23 protein-coding genes are annotated in these 20,559 nt (G+C 45.0%); all 23 read right to left on the bottom strand.

The window, feature by feature from the left end; all coding sequences use genetic code 11:
• Window positions 1–5 precede the first annotated feature (5 nt).
• The gene (gene rpsH / locus AC0KH7_RS01445; RefSeq protein ID WP_029939589.1) at window positions 6–401 is read right to left on the bottom strand and encodes a 30S ribosomal protein S8; all 396 of its coding nucleotides are present in this window, start codon (window positions 399–401) and stop codon (window positions 6–8) included.
• A gap of 12 nt (window positions 402–413) precedes the next feature.
• Entirely contained in the window at window positions 414–719 is a 306-nt protein-coding gene (rpsN, locus tag AC0KH7_RS01440; protein ID WP_472370031.1) for a 30S ribosomal protein S14, read from the bottom strand.
• A gap of 14 nt (window positions 720–733) precedes the next feature.
• Entirely contained in the window at window positions 734–1,273 is a 540-nt protein-coding gene (gene rplE, locus AC0KH7_RS01435) for a 50S ribosomal protein L5 (RefSeq protein WP_472370029.1), read from the bottom strand.
• A gap of 12 nt (window positions 1,274–1,285) precedes the next feature.
• Window positions 1,286–1,600, bottom strand: coding sequence for a 50S ribosomal protein L24 (rplX, locus tag AC0KH7_RS01430; protein ID WP_068647273.1), 315 nt, complete (start codon window positions 1,598–1,600; stop codon window positions 1,286–1,288).
• Window positions 1,601–1,610: 10 nt separating this feature from the next.
• On the bottom strand, window positions 1,611–1,979 hold the full coding sequence (rplN, locus tag AC0KH7_RS01425; protein WP_068647271.1) for a 50S ribosomal protein L14: 369 nt from the start codon (window positions 1,977–1,979) through the stop codon (window positions 1,611–1,613).
• 135 nt (window positions 1,980–2,114) lie between these two features.
• Window positions 2,115–2,378 carry a 30S ribosomal protein S17 gene (gene rpsQ, locus AC0KH7_RS01420; protein WP_082672026.1) on the bottom strand — a complete coding sequence of 88 codons (264 nt, stop codon included), beginning with the start codon at window positions 2,376–2,378 and terminating at the stop codon, window positions 2,115–2,117.
• Between the two features lie 2 nt (window positions 2,379–2,380).
• Window positions 2,381–2,569, bottom strand: coding sequence for a 50S ribosomal protein L29 (gene rpmC, locus AC0KH7_RS01415; RefSeq protein ID WP_068647266.1), 189 nt, complete (start codon window positions 2,567–2,569; stop codon window positions 2,381–2,383).
• 2 nt (window positions 2,570–2,571) lie between these two features.
• Window positions 2,572–2,985: a 50S ribosomal protein L16 gene (gene rplP, locus AC0KH7_RS01410; protein WP_029939582.1), complete on the bottom strand. Its 414-nt coding sequence runs from the start codon at window positions 2,983–2,985 to the stop codon at window positions 2,572–2,574.
• Between the two features lie 14 nt (window positions 2,986–2,999).
• Entirely contained in the window at window positions 3,000–3,686 is a 687-nt protein-coding gene (rpsC, locus tag AC0KH7_RS01405; protein WP_472370026.1) for a 30S ribosomal protein S3, read from the bottom strand.
• Window positions 3,687–3,697: 11 nt separating this feature from the next.
• Window positions 3,698–4,030: a 50S ribosomal protein L22 gene (gene rplV / locus AC0KH7_RS01400; RefSeq protein WP_068647263.1), complete on the bottom strand. Its 333-nt coding sequence runs from the start codon at window positions 4,028–4,030 to the stop codon at window positions 3,698–3,700.
• Between the two features lie 11 nt (window positions 4,031–4,041).
• Window positions 4,042–4,314, bottom strand: a complete 273-nt coding sequence (gene rpsS, locus AC0KH7_RS01395) for a 30S ribosomal protein S19 (RefSeq protein ID WP_068647261.1) — start codon at window positions 4,312–4,314, stop codon at window positions 4,042–4,044.
• Between the two features lie 11 nt (window positions 4,315–4,325).
• A complete protein-coding gene (rplB, locus tag AC0KH7_RS01390; protein ID WP_068647259.1) occupies window positions 4,326–5,153 on the bottom strand; it encodes a 50S ribosomal protein L2 in 828 nt (275 codons plus the stop codon).
• Window positions 5,154–5,164: 11 nt separating this feature from the next.
• The gene (rplW, locus tag AC0KH7_RS01385; RefSeq protein WP_472370023.1) at window positions 5,165–5,461 is read right to left on the bottom strand and encodes a 50S ribosomal protein L23; all 297 of its coding nucleotides are present in this window, start codon (window positions 5,459–5,461) and stop codon (window positions 5,165–5,167) included.
• Window positions 5,458–6,078, bottom strand: a complete 621-nt coding sequence (gene rplD, locus AC0KH7_RS01380; RefSeq protein ID WP_472370021.1) for a 50S ribosomal protein L4 — start codon at window positions 6,076–6,078, stop codon at window positions 5,458–5,460. The genes rplW and rplD overlap by 4 nt, the downstream gene beginning before the upstream one ends.
• Window positions 6,079–6,088: 10 nt before the next feature.
• A complete protein-coding gene (rplC, locus tag AC0KH7_RS01375; protein ID WP_472370019.1) occupies window positions 6,089–6,727 on the bottom strand; it encodes a 50S ribosomal protein L3 in 639 nt (212 codons plus the stop codon).
• A 70-nt stretch (window positions 6,728–6,797) separates the two neighbouring features.
• Window positions 6,798–7,109, bottom strand: coding sequence for a 30S ribosomal protein S10 (rpsJ, locus tag AC0KH7_RS01370; protein WP_029939574.1), 312 nt, complete (start codon window positions 7,107–7,109; stop codon window positions 6,798–6,800).
• 135 nt (window positions 7,110–7,244) lie between these two features.
• Window positions 7,245–8,435, bottom strand: a complete 1,191-nt coding sequence (gene tuf, locus AC0KH7_RS01365; protein WP_472370004.1) for an elongation factor Tu — start codon at window positions 8,433–8,435, stop codon at window positions 7,245–7,247.
• Window positions 8,436–8,467: 32 nt separating this feature from the next.
• Entirely contained in the window at window positions 8,468–10,573 is a 2,106-nt protein-coding gene (fusA, locus tag AC0KH7_RS01360) for an elongation factor G (RefSeq protein WP_472370017.1), read from the bottom strand.
• A gap of 60 nt (window positions 10,574–10,633) precedes the next feature.
• Window positions 10,634–11,107 carry a 30S ribosomal protein S7 gene (gene rpsG, locus AC0KH7_RS01355; RefSeq protein ID WP_029939572.1) on the bottom strand — a complete coding sequence of 158 codons (474 nt, stop codon included), beginning with the start codon at window positions 11,105–11,107 and terminating at the stop codon, window positions 10,634–10,636.
• A 56-nt stretch (window positions 11,108–11,163) separates the two neighbouring features.
• Window positions 11,164–11,538, bottom strand: coding sequence for a 30S ribosomal protein S12 (gene rpsL, locus AC0KH7_RS01350; RefSeq protein WP_068647250.1), 375 nt, complete (start codon window positions 11,536–11,538; stop codon window positions 11,164–11,166).
• A gap of 153 nt (window positions 11,539–11,691) precedes the next feature.
• Window positions 11,692–15,906: a DNA-directed RNA polymerase subunit beta' gene (rpoC, locus tag AC0KH7_RS01345; protein ID WP_472370014.1), complete on the bottom strand. Its 4,215-nt coding sequence runs from the start codon at window positions 15,904–15,906 to the stop codon at window positions 11,692–11,694.
• Window positions 15,906–19,964: a DNA-directed RNA polymerase subunit beta gene (rpoB, locus tag AC0KH7_RS01340; RefSeq protein WP_472370012.1), complete on the bottom strand. Its 4,059-nt coding sequence runs from the start codon at window positions 19,962–19,964 to the stop codon at window positions 15,906–15,908. The genes rpoC and rpoB overlap by 1 nt, the downstream gene beginning before the upstream one ends.
• Window positions 19,965–20,150: 186 nt before the next feature.
• A complete protein-coding gene (gene rplL / locus AC0KH7_RS01335; protein ID WP_472370010.1) occupies window positions 20,151–20,522 on the bottom strand; it encodes a 50S ribosomal protein L7/L12 in 372 nt (123 codons plus the stop codon).
• Between the last annotated feature and the right edge of the window lie 37 nt (window positions 20,523–20,559).

Below are 20,559 nucleotides of genomic sequence, written 5' to 3'. Positions count from 1 at the left end.
TCCCCTTATGCTACGTAACAAATAATCTCACCGCCGATGCCAGCAGTGCGGGCATCACGATCAGACATAATTCCTTTAGAAGTCGACACAACGGCCACCCCTAAACCACCAATTACTTTCGGCAATTCATTTTTGTTTTTATAAACACGCAAACCTGGACGGCTGACACGTTTTAACATTTCAATGACCGGCTTTCCTTCGAAATACTTCAAATCAACCGACAGTTCTGACTTACCGTTCTTATCACTTACGCTGTATGCGCTAACATACCCTTCACCAGCCAAAACTTTTGCAACAGCAACCTTAACTTTGGAAGAAGGCATAACTACATTTGCATGACCAGCGATTTGGCCATTGCGAATACGGGTTAGCATATCAGCTATTGGATCAGACATACTCATAAATATTTATCCTTACCAACTTGCTTTTCTTAAACCAGGTACATCACCTTTCATTGCTAATTCTCTTAGCATGTTACGTGACAATCCAAACTTTCTATAAACACCATGAGGGCGCCCTGTCAAACGACAACGATTCTGCTGTCTTACAGGTGATGCATTACGTGGCAGTTTCGCCAATTTTTCCATTGCATCCATACGCTCTTCAAAGGTCAAAGACATATCCACTGATGCTTTTTTCAGCTCAGCTCTTTTCGCTGCGTATTTTGCAACGGTCTTTGCTCTTTTCTTTTCTCTTTCAATCATTGATTGCTTTGCCATGGGAAACCTCTACCTTACTTCTTAAATGGGAAATTAAAGGCTTCTAAAAGAGCTTTTGCTTCATCATTTGTCGAAGCAGTCGTCGCAAAGCTGATATCCATCCCGCGGATTTTATCAACCTTCTCAAACTCAATCTCTGGGAAAATGATTTGCTCTTTGATACCTAGATTGTAGTTACCACGACCGTCAAAGGCATTTGCTTTAACACCTTGAAAGTCTCTTACTCGAGGTAAAGCAACATTAATCAGCCTATCCAAAAACTCATACATTCTGGCACCGCGCAAAGTCACTTTACAGCCCAGCGGATAACCATCACGCACTTTAAAGCTTGCAACAGAACGTCTTGCCAATGTACGAATAGCTTTTTGACCAGTAATGGCTTCCATGTCTGATACGGCATTATCCAACACCTTCTTATCAGCAATCGCTTCACCAACACCCATATTGACTGTAATCTTTGTCAACTTAGGAGCCTGCATTACAGACTTATAACCAAATTTTTCTACCAATGAAGATACGATTTGGTCGTTATAAATTTTTTGTAATCTTGCCATATCTCAACCTACTTAAGCGTCTACCAAATTGCCGTTAGACTTAAAGAAACGTTTCTTAACGCCATCTTCGTCACGAACACCAACTCGGTCAGCTTTCTTTGTTTCAGGATTGTATAAAGCAACATTAGAAGCATCAATTGGCATTTCTTTTGAAACAATACCGCCTTGCTCACCCGTCATAGGGTTCGCTTTTACGTGTTTCTTAGCCAAATTAATCCCATCTACTATTAGCTTACCATTTTGCATAACCAGGGAAACAGAGCCTCGTTTACCCTTGTCCTTTCCAGCAATAACGATAACCTCATCACCTTTTTTTAGACGATTCATTATCCGTTCCTTATAAAACTTCTGGAGCCAACGAAACGATTTTCATAAACTTATCGTTACGAAGCTCACGTGTTACTGGGCCAAAAATACGCGTACCAATCGGTTCAAGCTTCGAGCTAAGGATTACTGCCGCATTCCCGTCAAACTTGATCTTAGAACCATCTGGACGTCTTACACCTTGCGCCGTACGCACTACAACCGCATCAAAAACGTCACCTTTCTTGACCTTTCCGCGCGGAGCCGCTTCTTTAACAGCTACCTTAATAACATCACCAACACTTGCGTAACGACGCTTAGAACCGCCCAACACTTTGATACATTGAACTTTTCGCGCGCCACTGTTGTCAGCAACATCAAGCACAGTTTGCATTTGAATCATGATGGAACTCCATCCATAAAATTTAAATAACACAAAAACCGCCAAAACAACTAGTTCCTTCAATAGGCTTGGTTGTTAAGACGGTAAAAAATTTGGGCAATTATATCAGATAAAACTCAAAAGTCTATCACTAAATTATAGTGCAGCTTTTTCGTCAACCGACACGAGAGACCAAGACTTTCTTTTGGAGATAGGCGTACACTCTGAAATAGTCACTCTATCACCAACTCCACAGGCATTATCCGCATCATGCGCCATAACCTTTGTGGATTTTCTCACGAATTTTTTATACTTAGGATGCTTGATATAACGGTTAGTCATAACAACAATTGACTTATCCATACCGTTGCTAACAACAACACCTTGCATTGTACGAGCTTTCTTTTCCATACCAGCCATTCTTATTTACTCACTTTTTGACGAATGATGGTTTTAACTCGAGCAACGGAACGACGAACAGTACGTAGCTGAGCCGTGTTAGACAGCTGGCCTGTCGCATGTTGCATTCTCAAGTTAAACTGTTCTTGCAGAAGATCCAACAAATCTTTTCTCAAATCTTCTACAGATTTTTCTTTCAATTCTGCAGTCATAATCACATCACCGTTCTTGTAACAAATTGTGTTTTAAACGGAAGCTTTGCGGCGGCCAATTCAAAGGCTTCGCGTGCAACAGCTTCATCCACACCTTGCATTTCATAAAGTACGCGTCCTGGCTGCACCTGTGCAACCCAGTATTCGACGCTCCCTTTACCTTTACCCATACGCACTTCTAGGGGCTTATTGGTAATTGGTTTATCAGGAAAAACGCGAATCCAAATTTTCGCACCACGTTTTACTTTACGCGTCATCACTCGACGAGCGGCTTCGATCTGACGTGACGTCATACGACCACGCTCCATCGCTTTCAAGCCGAACTCACCAAAGCTAATTTTGTTACCGACATTTGCAAGACCGCGGTTACGTCCTTTATGTACTTTTCTGAATTTTGTACGTTTTGGCATTAACATAACAACTATTCCCCTTATTTACGGCCTTTCTTGCCTTTCGACTGCTTCTTATCATCATTTACCATTGAGATTTTTTCCAGTTTTTCACCTTTAAAGATCCAAACTTTAACCCCAATTTTCCCGTAAGTGGTGTCAGCTTCGAAAGTGGCATAGTCGATATCCGCACGCAATGTATGCAACGGTACACGACCTTCACGATACCATTCTGCGCGAGCAATCTCAGCACCGTTCAAACGTCCAGAAACATGAACTTTGATGCCTTCAGCACCTAGACGCATTGCATTACTGACCGCACGCTTCATAGCACGTCTGAACTGAATACGCTTTTCCAACTGCTGGGCAATATTTTCCGCTACCAGTTTGGCATCCAATTCAGGTTTTTTAATCTCTTCGATGTTGATATTAACTGGAAGACCTGTTTTAGCAATCAAAGACTGCTTCAACTTTTCAATATCTTCCCCTTTCTTGCCAATAACAACACCAGGTCTGGCCGTATGTACCGTAACACGCACACCATTAGCAACACGCTCGATGTTGATTTGACTCACGGAAGCATGCTTCAATTTCTCATGCAATTCTTTACGAATTTCTACATCACTGATCAGGAAGTCAGAGTAGTTTTTGCTATCTGCATACCAGCGTGCATTCCAATCTTTTGTAATCCCTAAACGGATTCCAACCGGATGAACTTTTTGTCCCATTCTGACTCTCCTTACTTATCGCCAACAGTCACAGTAATATGACTGATGCGTTTTAAGATTCGATTTCCGCGACCTTTCGCTCGCGCGCGCATACGCTTCATAATCGGGCCTTCATTGACATAAGCCGCCGTTACCTTTAGCTCATCAATATCCGCACCTTCGTTATTTTCAGCATTTGCAATCGCCGAGTTCAAAACCTTCCCAATCAATTGAGAAGCTTTTTTGTCGCTGAAAGCCAAAATGTTTACAGCGGTTTCCACATCCTTACCGCGAATCAGATCTGCAACCAGACGCGCTTTCTGAGGAGAAATGCGGGCAAATCTATGAGTAGCACTAACTTGCATAATATTTCTCCTTATCTAGACTTCTTGTCTGCTGCATGACCACGATAAGTACGAGTCATCGAAAATTCACCAAGCTTATGTCCAACCATGTTTTCTGAAACATAGACCGGGATATGCTCTTTACCGTTATGTACTGCAATCGTCAAACCAATCATATCAGGAAGAATCATTGATCTTCTTGACCATGTTTTTATGGGACGTTTATTACCAGATTCTTGTGCCTCCATCACTTTTTTCAACAAGTGATGATCTACAAAAGGTCCTTTTTTAACTGAACGTGGCATAGGGTCCTTCCTTATTTGTTTCTACGACGTACAATCATTTTTTCTGTACGTTTATTACTACGAGTTTTCTTACCTTTCGTCGGAACACCCCATGGCGTAACAGGGTTACGACCACCAGAAGTACGACCTTCACCACCACCGTGAGGGTGATCCACAGGGTTCATAGCCACACCACGAACCGTCGGTCTAACACCTTTCCAACGTTTAGCACCGGCTTTACCTAGCTTTCTCAATGAATGCTCCGGGTTACCAACTTCACCAATTGTCGCGCGACAGTCGGCCAAAATTTTACGCATTTCACCGGAACGTAGCTTAACCAAGACGTAAGCGCCATCGCGGCCAGCAATCTGAGCATAAGCCCCAGCACTTCGCGCGATTTGAGCACCTTTACCAGGTCTCATTTCAAGCGCGTGCACAATCGTACCAACAGGAATATTGCGCAACGGAAGTGCATTACCCGCTTTAATTGAAACATGTTCACCTGATTCAATTGGATCACCAGCCTTCACATGTCTAGGCGCTAGAATATAGCGTCTTTCACCGTCTGAATATTTCAGCAGAGCGATGTGTGCTGTGCGATTTGGATCATATTCCAAACGCTCCACAACAGCGGTTACGCCGTCTTTATTACGCTTAAAGTCTACTTGACGATAATGCTGCTTATGACCTCCACCTTGGTGTCTAACAGTAATGCGTCCGTTCGAGTTTCTACCACCTGATTTCGATTTCTTTTCAAGTAGGGCTGCATGCGGCTTACCTTTATGTAAATCCGGCTCAACAACACTTACAACAAAACGACGGCCAGGCGAAGTAGGTTTTGATTTTTTAATAATTGCCATGACAACCTCTCTTATTCTGCGCCAACAAAGTCAATTTCTTGACCCGGCACTAAGCGAACGATAGCTTTTCTCACGCCATTACGCTTTCCAACCCGGCCTCTAAAGACTTTTGTTTTGCCCTTAATATTGATCATATTGACCGACTGAACCTTTACGTCAAACAACTCTTCTACGGCTTGCTTAACTTCAGGCTTTGTCGCACCCGGTATGACTTTAAACACATACTGCTCGGATGAATCCGCCATCAAAGCTGATTTTTCCGAAACATGAGGAGCCAATAACACTTTTAGCAAACGTTCCTTACTCATCCCAACTTCTCCTCAAGCTGCTTAACCGCACCTTGCGTTACGACAATCGACTTAAACCCAACCAAGCTGACCGGATCAATGGAAGCCACATCACAAACATCCGCATGATATAAATTGCGCGCAGAAAGGTATAGATATTCGTCAAAACCTTCTGTAATCACCAAGGCATCTTTCAAATCAAGTGTTGCTAACTTAGCAACAAATTCTTTTGTCTTAGGCGCTTCAACCTTAAAGTCATCCACAACAACCAATCGATCTGTTCGTACCAACTCAGAAAAAATTGATTTCATGGCACCGCGATACATCTTCTTATTCACTTTCTGAGAAAAATCACGATTATGCCCAGGAAAGGCACGACCACCACCAACCCAAATTGGGCTACGAGACGTACCTGCACGCGCGCGACCGGACCCTTTTTGAGCCCATGGCTTTGCACCGCCACCGCTTACAGCGGAACGATTCTTTTGGCCTTTCGTACCAGAACGTGCGCCTGCCATATAGGCATTAACCACCTGGTGAACAAGAGATTCATTAAATTCAACACCGAAAACGTCATCAGAAACGTTAACCGCCCCTGTTTCTTTTCCACTGGCTAGCTCTATTAATTTCAAATCCATCGTGCCCACCTTACTTAATTGCCTTGCGAACAATCACAGTGCTACCTTTCGCTCCAGGCAAAGCACCTTTAATCATTAGCAATGAATTTTCAACATCAACTTTAACCAATTCAAGATTTTGAGTGGTTTGCTTGACGTTACCCATGTGACCAGCCATTTTCTTACCTTTGAAGACTCGTCCAGGAGTCTGGTTTTGACCGATCGAACCAGGAGCACGGTGAGAAATAGAGTTACCGTGAGTTGCGTCTTGCATTTTGAAATTATGACGCTTCACACCACCTTGGAAACCTTTACCTTTAGTTGTACCGGTAACGTCCACCAAAGCGACTTCTGAAAACTTTTCTACTGTAATTTCAGAACCAGGCTCTAAACCTTCAACCTCTGAAACATCTTCCAATCTAAACTCCCACAGACCCACACCGGCTTCAACACCGGCCTTAGCAAAATGCCCTGCCGCAGGCTTAGTCACACGCCCAGCGTGTTTAGAGCCAAACGTTACCTGAACAGCATCATAACCATCAGACAAATCATTTTTAATCTGTGTAACACGGTTTGGAGTTACCTCAACAACCGTCACTGGAGTCGATACACCATCCTCGTTAAAAATACGAGTCATACCAATTTTGGTACCTACAACACCAATACCCATATCGTTACCTCATTATTATTTACTCACTAACCATTACGATTGATGGTTAATGCCAACCAAGACAATTTTATTATCTCAGCTCCAGCTGTACGTCCACACCAGCTGCCAGATCCAACTTCATCAACGCATCAACGGTTTTATCCGTTGGGTCAACGATATCAAGCAAACGTTTGTGCGTACGAATTTCATATTGATCTCTCGCATCTTTATTAACATGCGGAGAAATCAGTACTGTAAAACGCTCTTTTCGAGTAGGCATAGGGATAGGCCCCTTAACTTGAGCACCGGTTCTTTTAGCAGTCTCCGTGATCTCACGAGCAGACTGATCAATCAAACGATGATCAAATGCCTTCAAGCGAATTCGAATATTTTGAGTCGCCATAACATCTTTTTCTCATATTACAAAAAAAGAAAAGCAGTGGTGTGATTAACAGACCACTGCTCACTAAGGATGCGGATTGTAACAATAATCCAATTTAATATCAAGCAATTATTCAACTGCTTGAGTTAAATTTTATTATTCAATAATTTTAGCTACAACACCTGCACCAACTGTACGTCCACCTTCACGAATCGCGAAACGTAGACCTTCGTTCATTGCGATCGGGTTGATCAACTCGACAGTCATTTGTACGTTATCACCAGGCATAACCATTTCAGTTCCGGCTGGCAATTCACATGCACCTGTTACGTCCGTTGTACGGAAGTAGAACTGTGGACGGTAACCTTGGAAGAATGGTGTGTGACGACCACCTTCATCTTTGGACAACACGTATACTTCTGCTTCGAACTTGGTGTGTGGTGTAACCGTACCTTTGTGTGCTAGTACTTGACCACGCTCGATGTCTTCACGCTTAGTACCACGCAATAGGATACCAACGTTGTCACCGGCTTCACCTTGATCCAGAAGCTTACGGAACATTTCTACACCAGTAACGGTTGTCGTTGTCGTTGGGCGGATACCGACGATTTCGATTTCTTCACCAACTTTTACAACACCGGTTTCAACACGACCGGTTGCAACGGTACCACGACCTTGAATGGAGAAGATGTCTTCTACTGGCATCAAGAATGGCTTGTCTGTTTCACGCTCTGGTGTCGGAATGTATTCGTCCAATGCATCAACCAAACGACCGATCGATGGTTCACCGATTTCAGAAGTGTCGCCTTCGATGGCTTTAAGTGCAGACCCCATGATAACTGGCGTGTCATCACCTGGGAAATCGTAGGTATCTAGAAGCTCACGAACTTCCATTTCAACCAATTCTAGCAATTCTTCATCATCAACCATGTCGGCTTTGTTTAGGTATACAACGATGTATGGTACACCTACCTGACGAGATAGCAGGATGTGCTCACGCGTTTGCGGCATTGGGCCATCGGCTGCGGAACAGACTAGGATTGCGCCGTCCATTTGAGCGGCACCTGTGATCATGTTTTTAACATAGTCGGCGTGACCTGGGCAGTCTACGTGTGCGTAGTGACGCGTTTCTGATTCATACTCAACGTGTGCTGTTGAGATGGTGATACCACGTTCACGCTCTTCTGGTGCGTTGTCGATGTTAGCGTAGTCTTTCGCTTCGCCACCGAACTTCTTACCTTGTACAATTGTTAGCGCCGCCGTAAGAGTTGTCTTACCATGGTCAACGTGACCAATCGTACCAACGTTTACGTGCGGCTTACTACGTTCAAACTTTTCCTTTGCCATTTTTAAAGTCCTATTTTTTTAAATAAGTTAAATTATTCGCCTTTTTTGGCCTTAGCAATAATCTCTTCTTGAATATTGGCTGGTGCGTCCGAGTATTTATCGAACACCATGCTGTATGAAGCTCGACCTTGAGTCAACGAGCGCAACTGAGTGGCATAACCAAACATCTCAGCCAACGGTACTTCCGCTTTCAATTTCTTACCGGTCGGAATATCTTCCATGCTTTGAACCAAACCACGACGACGATTCAAATCACCCATTACATCCCCCATATACTCTTCAGGGGTTGTCACTTCAACCGCCATCATTGGTTCAAGGATCACAGGGTTAGCCGTCACGACACCGTTCTTAATACCCATACTGGCGGCCACACGGAATGCCGTCTCATTCGAGTCAACATCGTGATAAGAACCGTCAAACAAAGTCACTTTCACATCCACCATCGGATAACCGGCAATAACACCGTTCTCAAGTTGTTCCTGACAACCTTTTTCGACAGCAGGGATATATTCTCTTGGAACCACACCACCGACAATTGCATTCACAAACTCAAAACCAGCGCCCGCTTCTTCTTGCGGCTCAATCTTCAGGACAACATGACCGTACTGACCACGACCACCGGACTGACGAACAAACTTACCTTCGGCTTCAACGGCTGTTTTAATCGTTTCACGATACGAAACCTGTGGTGCACCAATATTGGCTTCCACATTAAATTCACGCTTCATACGATCAACCAGAATATCTAGGTGCAACTCACCCATACCGGACATAATTGTCTGCCCAGTTTCCTCGTCCGTGTGAACACGGAAAGAAGGATCTTCTGCAGCAAGCTTCTGCAAGGCAATACCCATTTTTTCTTGGTCCGCTTTGGTTTTCGGCTCAACTGCGATTGAGATAACCGGCTCAGGAAATTCCATACGCTCTAGAATGATCTTCGCGCTTCCATCACACAGCGTATCACCAGTGGTTGTATCTTTTAGACCAACCGCACAAGCGATATCCCCAGCACGAACTTCCTTAATCTCTTCACGCGAGTTCGCATGCATCTGCAAGATACGACCAACACGCTCACGCTTATCTTTCACGGTATTATAAACAGGGCTACCGGCTTCCAGAACACCTGAATAAACACGGAAGAATGTCAACGTCCCGACATAAGGGTCCGTCATAATCTTAAAGGCCAATGCGGCAAACGGCTCATCATCAGATGACTTACGGGTCGCCTTTTCACCATTTTCCAATTCACCTTCAATCGCAGGTACATCAACTGGAGACGGCATATAATCAATAACGGCATCCAAAAGCGCTTGAACACCTTTGTTTTTAAAAGCCGTACCGCAGAACATTGGAACGATCTCAACATCAATACAGCGCTGACGAATACCGGCTTTAATTTCCTCTTCGGAAAGCTCACCTTCTTCCAAATACTTATCCATCAACTCTTCAGACGATTCGGCCGCCGCTTCAATCATCGCTTCGCGATATTCTTCAGCTTGATCCTGCAATTCAGCTGGAATATCTTCATAGGTAAATTCCATACCCATGTTTTCTTCTTTCCAGTAAATCGCTTTCATCTTAACAAGATCAATGACACCCTTGAACTCTTCTTCAGCGCCAATTGGCAACTGCATTGGAACCGGCATCGCACCTAAGCGCGTCTTAACCTGCTCAACCACATTAAAAAAGTTCGCTCCAGAACGGTCCATCTTGTTGACAAAGCCCATGCGTGGCACGCCATACTTATCCGCTTGACGCCAAACTGTTTCAGACTGAGGCTCAACCCCGCCAACTGAACAGAAACACGTGACCGCGCCATCCAATACTCGCAAGGAACGCTCTACTTCAATCGTGAAGTCAACGTGACCCGGAGTATCGATGATATTAACGCGGTGTTCAGGGTATTGTTGAGCCATACCACTCCAGAAAGTGGTCGTGGCAGCGGAAGTGATTGTAATCCCTCTTTCCTGCTCTTGTTCCATCCAGTCCATGGCTGCACCACCGTCATGGACTTCACCAATCTTATGAGAAACACCTGTGTAAAACAAAATACGCTCTGTCGTTGTTGTTTTACCAGCATCAATATGCGCCATGATACCAATGTTACGATATCTGTTTAAGGGGGTTTTACGTGCCACTTTAATAAACCTTTTGTTTGAATATAAATAATAAAGGCCCACTTACGGGCCCAATTTAGATTACCAACGGAAATGCGAGAAAGCTTTGTTCGCTTCCGCCATTCGGTGGGTATCTTCTTTCTTCTTAATCGCGGAGCCGCGATTTTCCAAAGCGTCAGACAACTCACCTGCCAGGCGCAACATCATGCCTTTCTCACTGCGCTTTCTGGCCGCTTCAACAACCCATCTCATTGCCAAAGCTGTTTTACGTTCCGGTCTTACTTCAACAGGAACCTGATAGGTAGCACCACCTACTCGGCGAGACTTTACTTCAACCATTGGTCCAACATTTTCCAATGCTTCTCTCAAAAGCCCAGCATGCTCTCCGCCTTTTTTTCTTTCAACCACGATATCCAGTGCGTCATAAACAATTTTTTCAGCAACGGCTTTCTTTCCGCTGACCATAATCATGTTTACAAACTTGGTTAAAGTGGTATCACCGAACTTAGGATCCGGTAATACTTGTCTTTTAGGTATTTCTCTTCTTCTTGCCATTCTTACTCTTCCGGTATAAATTTACACTAAACAATTGCAAAACGTATGTTTAAGGATTAACCCTTAGGACGCTTCGCACCGTACTTAGAACGACCTTGTTTACGACCATCAACACCTGCGCAGTCCAAAGAACCACGAACAGTATGATAACGCACACCAGGTAAGTCTTTTACACGACCACCGCGAATTAGGATCACGGAGTGTTCTTGCAGATTGTGACCTTCACCACCGATATAACTTGAAACTTCATATCCGTTAGTCAAGCGCACACGTGCAACTTTACGTAGGGCAGAGTTAGGCTTTTTAGGGGTTGTTGTATAAACACGCGTACAAACACCACGACGCTGAGGACATGCCTCTAACGCACGAACGTTTGATTTTTTCGGTTTATCCTTACGCGGCTTACGCACCAACTGGTTAATAGTAGCCATTACTTCTCACTCCATATTAAGACTTTCAAAACATCTTAAATTATCAAAAATCATCGCGACACTAAAACGCCACGAATAAGGTTGTGGGATTTTAGAGATCCCACGTTACATTGTCAAGTATAAGTTAATGAAATTATTCAATGAATTTCAAACTTATTCCGACACTTCGGTTACAGACGAATCTTCTTCTACCATCTCTGGTTGAACTGTTTCATCATCCTGTGCATCCATGAAAGCGGTTAGCTCTCTCTGGGTTTTTTCATTCGCCTCTTTTCTGGCTTGGTGATATGCAAAACCGGTACCGGCAGGAATCAGGCGTCCCACAATTACATTCTCTTTCAAGCCGACCAGCTTATCTTCTTTACCGCTGACAGCCGCTTCCGTCAGAACGCGGGTAGTCTCTTGGAAAGAAGCCGCCGAGATGAAGGACTCCGTTGCCAAAGAGGCTTTGGTAATCCCCAAAAGCACTCTCTGAAAGCTTGCTTCAACATTACCTTCTGTCGTAGCCCCCTCATTCAACTCAAGCACTCTTGCAAACTCGGCTTGCTCGCCTTTAATCAAGCCCGTATCACCGGAGGCCTTAATTTCAACCTTACGCAGCATTTGGCGAACCACTGTTTCAATGTGCTTATCATTAATGCGAACACCTTGCAGGCGATAAACATCTTGTACTTCATCAACGATGTATTTCGTCAACTCCTCAACGCCCAGCAATCGAAGAATATCATGTGGGTTTGGATTACCATCCACAATAACATCCCCTTTTTCAACGCGCTCACCTTCGAACACATCAACACTACGCCATTTCGGAATCAACGTTTCATGTTGCTCGCCACTGTCTTGTGTAATGACCAGACGCTGTTTACCTTTGGTTTCTTTACCAAAGCCGACCACACCGGAAACTTCCGCCATAATAGCAGGCTCTTTTGGAATACGCGCTTCGAACAAGTCCGCCACTCGAGGTAGACCACCCGTAATATCTTTTGTTTTGGAAGATTCCTGAGGGATTCTCGCCAAGATATCACCGCCACCGACTTTATCAGCTTGGTTCACCACAACGATTGAGTTTTCTGGCAAATAATAAATCGCTGGCGTTTGAGTACCCGGGAACGGAACCACTTCACCGGTTTCATCCACCAACTGAATATAAGGTCTGGCTTCCTTCGTAGCAGAAGATCGTTCTTTGGCACTCTTAACAACATGCGTCGTTAAGCCAGTCAATTCGTCGGTATGTTCTTCAACAGCGCCTTCAAAGTTCCCGAACTGAATTTCACCTTCCGCTTCAGTAATAACTGGGTGCGTATGCGCATCCCAAGTAGCCAATACTTTACCGGAAGTTGCATCCGTACCATCCTCAACATTCAAGACAGAACCGTAAGGAATTTTGTACCGCTCTTTCTCACGACCCATCGAATCCAAAATGGAGATTTCACCAGAACGTGACGTTACAACCAGTTGGTTTTCTGAGTTTTGAATGGTTTTAAGGTTGTCAAATTTGACCTTACCTTCGTGCTTCACTTCAACCTGGCTTTGCGCCGTTGAAGCGGACGCCGTACCACCGATGTGGAAAGTACGCATGGTCAGCTGAGTACCCGGTTCACCAATGGACTGTGCCGCCATAACACCGACCGCTTCACCCAAGTTCACCATGTGACCTCTAGCCAAATCGCGTCCATAACATTTTTGACAGATACCGAATTTGGTTTCACATGTGATTGGCGAACGCACCTTGACAGAATCCACACCGGATTCATCAATCAATTTAACCAAGCGCTCATCCAACAGCGTTCCATTGGCCACAATCACTTCGCCATCCAAAGCAAGTACATCTTCAGCAACCACGCGCCCTAGAATACGTTCTTTCAACTCTTCAACAACTTCACCACCTTCAACATGAGGGGCCATAGTGATGCCGGCATTCGTACCACAGTCTGCTTCTGTCACAACAACATCTTGCGCAACATCCACCAAACGACGTGTTAGATAACCGGAGTTGGCTGTTTTCAAGGCTGTATCCGCCAAACCCTTACGTGCACCGTGCGTCGAGATAAAGTACTGCAAGACGTTCAAGCCTTCACGGAAGTTAGCGGTGATAGGTGTTTCGATGATGGAACCATCCGGCTTCGCCATCAAACCACGCATACCGCCAAGCTGACGCATCTGCGCAACGGAACCACGCGCCCCAGAATCGGCCATCATATAGACCGAGTTAAAGGAGGTTTGCTGAACTTCCTTACCTTCCGAATCCGTTACTGTTTCAAACTGCAGCTCATCCATCATGGACTTGGTAACCAACTCATTGGTATGCGACCAAATATCCACAACCTTGTTATAACGCTCGCCTTCTGTAACCAGGCCTTGCGCAAACTGCTTTTGAATCTCTGCAACCTGATCATCAGCGCGTTCAATAATCGGCGCTTTATCATCTGGAATCAACATATCGTCAGAACAGAAAGACAAACCAGCCAAAGTCGACCATTTAAAGCCGGCATACATGAGCTGATCCGCAAAAATAACGGTCTCTTTTGGCCCCAATAAACGGTAGCAAGTATTCAATGCCTTAGAAATGTTCTTTTTGGTCAAGTTCAAGTTCAACAAGTCAAAACTTAAGCCCTTCGGCAGAATGCTTAACAACAATGCTCGACCAGCCGTCGTATCCACCAAGCCTTTTTTAACGGACTCGACACCTACATCGTCAATGACCGTCTCTTCTATTTTCAGTTTGATCTTGGTATGAACGTGGACAGCACCCGCTTCCATGGCGCGCTGAACCTCCATCCAATTTGAAAATGCTTTCCCTTCACCAATCGCATTCACACGTTCACGCGTAATGTAATAAAGACCCAAGACAACGTCCTGAGACGGCACGATGATCGGATCACCATTCGCAGGTGACAAGAGGTTATTAGTGGACATCATTAACGTCCGCGCTTCCAACTGCGCTTCCAACGACAACGGAACGTGTACGGCCATTTGGTCACCATCGAAGTCGGCGTTAAAGGCCGAACACACCAATGGGTGCAAATTGATCGCTTTACCTTCGATCAGGACCGGCTCAAACGCCTGAATACCCAATCTGTGCAATGTCGGAGCACGGTTCAAAAGAACCGGGTGTTCACGAATCACTTCATCCAAGACATCCCATACTTCCGGCAAGCCTTGCTCAACCATTTTTTTGGCGGCTTTAATGGTGGTTGCCAGACCACGTTTTTGCAATTTACTGAAAATAAATGGCTTAAACAGTTCCAATGCCATTTTTTTCGGCAAACCACACTGGTGAAGGCGTAAAGACGGCCCGACCACGATAACCGAACGGCCCGAGTAATCCACACGCTTACCAAGCAAGTTTTGACGGAAACGGCCTTGTTTACCTTTGATCATATCCGCCAAGGATTTCAACTGGCGCTTATTCGTACCGGTTACGGCACGACCACGACGGCCGTTATCCAACATCGAGTCAACCGACTCCTGAAGCATACGTTTTTCGTTTCGAACGATAATGTCCGGCGCCATTAAATCCAACAGGCGCTTCAAACGGTTGTTACGGTTAATGACACGACGATATAAATCATTCAAATCGGAAGTCGCGAAACGACCACCGTCCAAAGGAACCAAAGGTCTCAACTCGGGTGGCAATACTGGCAGTACGTCCAAAATCATCCACTCTGGCTTATTACCCGATTGAATAAAAGAATCGATTAACTTCAAACGCTTTGAAATCTTTTTCTGCTTGGTCTCAGAGCTGGTGGCATCCATTTCTTCACGCAGACGAGTCGCCTCCGCATCCAAATCGATGGATTGCAGCATTTTCTTAATGGCTTCCGCACCCATTTGCGCTTCAAACTCATCACCATACTCATCCATGGCATCCAAGTATTCTTCTTCGCTCAACAGCTGCCACGGCTCCAACGGCGTCAAACCAGGATCGACAACCATAAAGGCTTCGAAATACAGAACCGCCTCAATTTCTTTCAGTGTCATATCCAGCATCAAGCCGATACGGGATGGCAAAGACTTCAAGAACCAAATATGTGCAACGGAAGTGGCTAGGTCAATATGCCCCATACGCTCACGACGCACCTTGGATTGCGTGACTTCAACACCACATTTTTCACAAATGACGCCGCGATGCTTCAAGCGCTTATATTTACCACACAAGCACTCATAATCACGAATTGGCCCGAAAATTTTGGCACAGAAAAGCCCATCTCTTTCCGGCTTGAACGTACGGTAGTTAATGGTTTCCGGTTTTTTGACTTCGCCATAAGACCAAGAACGAATCTTTTCCGGTGAAGCAAGTGTAACTTTAATCGTATCGAATTCATTCGATACATTTTGTTTTTTCAGGAATCCTAACAAATCTTTCATTATTCTTGCTCCAACTCAATATCAATACCCAAAGCGCGAATTTCTTTGCGCAATACGCTAAACGACTCTGGAATACCAGGTTCCATATACTCGTTACCATCGACAATGTTTTTATACATTTTAGTACGCCCGTTTAAGTCATCCGACTTCACCGTCAACATCTCTTGCAATGTAAAGGCCGCACCGTAAGCTTCCAATGCCCAAACCTCCATCTCACCGAAACGCTGACCACCAAACTGGGCTTTACCACCCAATGGCTGCTGAGTAACCAGACTGTAAGGTCCAGTTGAACGCGCGTGCATTTTATCATCGACCAAGTGGTTCAATTTCAAGTAGTACATGTAACCAACTGTCACCGGACGATCAAATTCTTGACCCGTCACACCATCAAACAGTGTCATTTGTCCAGATTCAGGCAAATCAGCCAAACGTAGAAGCGACTTAATTTGACCTTCCGAAGCCCCGTCAAATACCGGGGAAGCCATTGGAACACCTTTACGCAAGTTACCCGCCAGCTCAATAATTTCAGCATCACTTAGGCTATCGAAGTCAACGCTTTGACCCTGTGTTTCGTTATAGATTTGATGTAAGAAACCTTTCAGCTCCTTAATGTCAGCTTGCTGTTCCAGCATGACATTGATCTTTTCGCCCAGGCCTGCCGCGGCCAAGCCTAGGTGAGTTTCCAAGATTTGCCCGACGTTCATACGAGACGGAACACCCAGAGGGTTCAAGCAGATATCGACCGGACGCCCGGTTTCATCATAAGGCATGTCTTCAACAGGACAGATTCGAGAGATAACACCCTTGTTCCCGTGACGACCGGCCATTTTATCACCCGGTTGAATGCGACGTTTGACCGCCACATACACTTTTACCATCTTCGAAACACCCGGCTGCAAATCATCGCCTTGTGTTAGCTTTTTCTTCTTCTCTTCGAACGCATTGTTCAATTCTTCTTTCTTCAACACCAGTTGTTTTTCTAGCGCCTCTAAGTGATTGACCAATTCTTCGTCTTTCAAGTTCAGACCGAACCATTTTTCAGTCGGTAAATCTGCAAGCATTTCGGCTGTGACGGCTTTACCATCAACCAGCTTTTTGCCAACTATCATCTGCTCAATTCGTCTCAGGGTATCGACTTCCAAAATTTTATATTGCTCGTCGATATCTTTACGAACACGCTGCAACTCATCTTCCTGAATCGCCATAGCTCGCGCATCTTTCTTAACGCCTTCACGGGTGAAGACCTGAACATCAATAACCGTTCCTTCAACGCCTTTACCAACACGCAAAGACGTATCTTTAACGTCGGATGCTTTCTCACCGAAAATCGCACGTAGAAGCTTTTCTTCCGGCGTCAACTGGGTTTCACCTTTTGGCGTCACCTTACCAACCAGAATATCGCCCTGCTTCACTTCCGCGCCGACATACACGATGCCAGACTCGTCCAAGCGAGACAACGCCGCTTCACCGACATTCGGAATATCGGATGTAACCTCTTCCGGCCCGAGTTTGGTATCACGCGCCAAACACGTCAACTCTTCAATGTGAATGGACGTATAACGGTCTTCTTGAACCACGCGTTCGGAAACCAAAATGGAATCCTCAAAGTTGTAACCATTCCAAGGCATAAACGCGATGCGCATATTTTGACCAATGGCCAGTTCACCCAAATCGGTAGAAGGCCCATCAGCCAAAACATCACCGCGAGACACGGCGTCACCGGCTTTCACGATTGGCTTTTGGTTGATACAAGTGTTTTGGTTCGAACGCTGATATTTGATCAGGTTATAAATATCCACACCGGTCTCACCGACAGCGATTTCATCCTGATTCGCACGCACGACAATACGGGCGGCATCAGCGGAAACGACTTCACCGCCACGATTGGCAATCACCGTTACACCCGAGTCAATGGCAACGGTTTTTTCAATCCCGGTCCCAACCAAAGGCTTATCGGCGCGCAATGTTGGCACGGCCTGACGCTGCATGTTAGAGCCCATCAAGGCACGGTTAGCATCATCGTGTTCCAGGAATGGAATCAAGGACGCCGCCACCGAAACGATTTGCTTCGGCGAAACATCCATATAATCGATGTCTTTAGACGAGGCTAAAATGGTTTCATTTTTATGTCTCGCCGTCACCAACTCATCGGTCAGATGGTTCTTTTCATCTGTTGCCGCACTGGCCTGAGCGATGACGTACTGCGCTTCATCAATCGCAGAAACATATTCGACTTCATCGGTAACTTTACCGTCCACAACCTTGCGGTAAGGTGTTTCTAAAAAGCCATACTTATTGGTTTTTGCATAAATCGCCAAAGTATTAATCAGACCGATATTTGGTCCTTCAGGCGTTTCGATCGGGCACACACGTCCATAGTGCGTCGGGTGAACGTCACGCACTTCAAAACCAGCACGCTCGCGCGTTAGACCGCCAGGCCCCAAGGCCGAAACACGACGTTTGTGGGTGACCTCGGATAGCGGGTTCACCTGGTCCATAAACTGAGAAAGTTGGCTGGAGCCAAAGAATTCTTTAATGGCAGCCGAAACCGGCTTAGCGTTAATCAAGTCCTGCGGTAACAACCCATCGGTTTCCGCTTGGTTCAAACGCTCTTTTACAGCACGTTCAACACGTACTAAACCGACACGGAAAGCATTTTCAGCCATTTCACCCACGGCACGAATACGACGATTACCCAACGTATCAATATCATCAATAGTGCTCAAGCCATTACGGATATTCAACAACTCTTTAACCACATCAACAATGTCTTCGTTTTCAAGAACCAAACTGCCATCATTGTCTTTACGACCCAAACGACGGTTTAATTTCATACGACCAACAGAAGACAAGTCATAGCGCGAATCATCAAAGAATAAGCTGTTAAACAACGCTTCAGAAGACTCTTTCGTCGGCGGCTCACCTGGGCGCATCATACGATAAATTTCAATTTGCGCTTCTAATTGTGAAGTGGTGGTGTCCAGGTTCAGCGTATCGGAAATATAAGCACCATTTTCCAAGTCATCAATAAACAGAACTTTAAAGGACAACCCTTTGATGCCTTTGATGGTTTCCACCAGGTCTGCCGTCATGACTTCATTCGCACGAGCCACCAACTCACCGGTTTCTTCATTCATAATCCCGGAAGACAGAACCTTACCGACCAGAAACTCATCCGGGACGATAATCGATTTAATTTTCGCTTCTTGTAACTGCTTAACAGTGCGCGCCGTAATTTTCTTCCCGGCTTTTACGAACACTTCTTTACCATCGGTAATATCAAACGCTGCAGACTGACCTTTTAGCTGTTCCGGTACCAGTTTCATGACAAACTTGCCAGACTTGTAGCTAATCTCTGAATGATCAAAGAAGGTATCCAAAACCTCTTCTGTCGAGAAGCCCATGGCGCGGAAGATGACGGAAACCGGTAGCTTACGACGACGGTCAATTCGAACAAATACACAATCGTTGTGATCAAATTCAAAATCCAACCAAGAACCACGGTATGGAATAATACGGGCGTTAAACAGCACTTTACCGGAAGAGTGAGACTTACCGCGATCGCTGTCAAAAATAACCCCTGGAGAACGGTGCAACTGAGTCACAATAACTCGCTCAGTACCGTTAATAACAAAGGTGCCGTTTTCCGTCATCAACGGAACATCGCCTAGATACACTTCCTGCTCTTTAACATCCTTAACAGGGCGTTTACCCGCTGGTGCATCTTTATCAAACAACACCAAACGCATCTTAACGCGCAATGGCGAAGAATAAGTGACACCGCGTTGCTTACATTCTTTTACGTCAAACTCAGGTTGACCCATCGTATAACTGACATATTCTAAATCCGCTGTACCCGCTACACCATGAATCGGGAAAACGGAAGAAAAAGCAGCATGCAAACCGACTGGATCACGCTCCAGCGGCTTTTTATCAACTTGCAAAAACTCTTTAAAAGACTCTTTCTGCAAAGAAAGAAGATATGGAACTTCCAGAATAGAAGGTCGTCTCGCAAAATCTTTACGAATACGTTTCTTTTCAGTTAAAGAATAGGCCATCAATTACCCCAACATTCGACTAAATTAAAGGAAGAAAAAGTCTTCCCAAAAAATGCATAAAACTGTAATAACAGCGGCTTGCAACAGCCTTCCTATTGATTACACTTTTACACACTACCATAAACAACAAAAGGCCGACGCAAAGCGCCAGCCATTTTTCATGCTACAAGAGCGGAATTGAAAGTCTTACTTAACTTCGACTTCAATTCCAGCTTCTTTAAGATCGTTAGCAAGTGCTTCTGCTTCTTCTTTAGAAACACCTTCTTTAAGCGTGAACGGAGCGCTTTCAACGGCTTCTTTAGCTTCTTTAAGCCCAAGACCCGTTGCACCACGAACGGCTTTGATCGCAGCCACTTTATTGTCACCAGCGCCAGTAAGAACAACGTCAAACTCAGTTTTCTCTTCTGCCGCACCGCCAGCGTCGCCAGCAGGACCAGCTACTGCAACAGCCGCTGCAGATACGCCAAATTTTTCTTCCATTGCTTCAACAAGTTCAACAACTTCCATTACGGACATGTTAGCAACAGCTTCTAAAATATCTTCTTTTGTAATTGCCATTTTTATTTCCTTAAATTAATAATTTCGAATCAAGCGA

It is taken from the genome of Hydrogenovibrio sp. (assembly GCF_965140365.1).
Lineage (GTDB): Bacteria > Pseudomonadota > Gammaproteobacteria > Thiomicrospirales > Thiomicrospiraceae > Hydrogenovibrio.
This window is presented reverse-complemented; position numbering and strand designations above follow the sequence as displayed.

What these genes read in the sequence shown, in the direction of transcription:
- rpsH (WP_029939589.1), bottom strand. Translation starts at nt 401, where the DNA reads ATGAGTATGTCTGATCCAATAGCTGATATGCTAACCCGTATTCGCAAT.
- rpsN (WP_472370031.1), bottom strand. Translation starts at nt 719, where the DNA reads ATGGCAAAGCAATCAATGATTGAAAGAGAAAAGAAAAGAGCAAAGACC.
- rplE (WP_472370029.1), bottom strand. Translation starts at nt 1,273, where the DNA reads ATGGCAAGATTACAAAAAATTTATAACGACCAAATCGTATCTTCATTG.
- rplX (WP_068647273.1), bottom strand. Translation starts at nt 1,600, where the DNA reads ATGAATCGTCTAAAAAAAGGTGATGAGGTTATCGTTATTGCTGGAAAG.
- rplN (WP_068647271.1), bottom strand. Translation starts at nt 1,979, where the DNA reads ATGATTCAAATGCAAACTGTGCTTGATGTTGCTGACAACAGTGGCGCG.
- rpsQ (WP_082672026.1), bottom strand. Translation starts at nt 2,378, where the DNA reads ATGGCTGGTATGGAAAAGAAAGCTCGTACAATGCAAGGTGTTGTTGTT.
- rpmC (WP_068647266.1), bottom strand. Translation starts at nt 2,569, where the DNA reads ATGACTGCAGAATTGAAAGAAAAATCTGTAGAAGATTTGAGAAAAGAT.
- rplP (WP_029939582.1), bottom strand. Translation starts at nt 2,985, where the DNA reads ATGTTAATGCCAAAACGTACAAAATTCAGAAAAGTACATAAAGGACGT.
- rpsC (WP_472370026.1), bottom strand. Translation starts at nt 3,686, where the DNA reads ATGGGACAAAAAGTTCATCCGGTTGGAATCCGTTTAGGGATTACAAAA.
- rplV (WP_068647263.1), bottom strand. Translation starts at nt 4,030, where the DNA reads ATGCAAGTTAGTGCTACTCATAGATTTGCCCGCATTTCTCCTCAGAAA.
- rpsS (WP_068647261.1), bottom strand. Translation starts at nt 4,314, where the DNA reads ATGCCACGTTCAGTTAAAAAAGGACCTTTTGTAGATCATCACTTGTTG.
- rplB (WP_068647259.1), bottom strand. Translation starts at nt 5,153, where the DNA reads ATGGCAATTATTAAAAAATCAAAACCTACTTCGCCTGGCCGTCGTTTT.
- rplW (WP_472370023.1), bottom strand. Translation starts at nt 5,461, where the DNA reads ATGAGTAAGGAACGTTTGCTAAAAGTGTTATTGGCTCCTCATGTTTCG.
- rplD (WP_472370021.1), bottom strand. Translation starts at nt 6,078, where the DNA reads ATGGATTTGAAATTAATAGAGCTAGCCAGTGGAAAAGAAACAGGGGCG.
- rplC (WP_472370019.1), bottom strand. Translation starts at nt 6,727, where the DNA reads ATGGGTATTGGTGTTGTAGGTACCAAAATTGGTATGACTCGTATTTTT.
- rpsJ (WP_029939574.1), bottom strand. Translation starts at nt 7,109, where the DNA reads ATGGCGACTCAAAATATTCGAATTCGCTTGAAGGCATTTGATCATCGT.
- tuf (WP_472370004.1), bottom strand. Translation starts at nt 8,435, where the DNA reads ATGGCAAAGGAAAAGTTTGAACGTAGTAAGCCGCACGTAAACGTTGGT.
- rpsG (WP_029939572.1), bottom strand. Translation starts at nt 11,107, where the DNA reads ATGGCAAGAAGAAGAGAAATACCTAAAAGACAAGTATTACCGGATCCT.
- rpsL (WP_068647250.1), bottom strand. Translation starts at nt 11,538, where the DNA reads ATGGCTACTATTAACCAGTTGGTGCGTAAGCCGCGTAAGGATAAACCG.
- rpoC (WP_472370014.1), bottom strand. Translation starts at nt 15,906, where the DNA reads ATGAAAGATTTGTTAGGATTCCTGAAAAAACAAAATGTATCGAATGAA.
- rpoB (WP_472370012.1), bottom strand. Translation starts at nt 19,964, where the DNA reads ATGGCCTATTCTTTAACTGAAAAGAAACGTATTCGTAAAGATTTTGCG.
- rplL (WP_472370010.1), bottom strand. Translation starts at nt 20,522, where the DNA reads ATGGCAATTACAAAAGAAGATATTTTAGAAGCTGTTGCTAACATGTCC.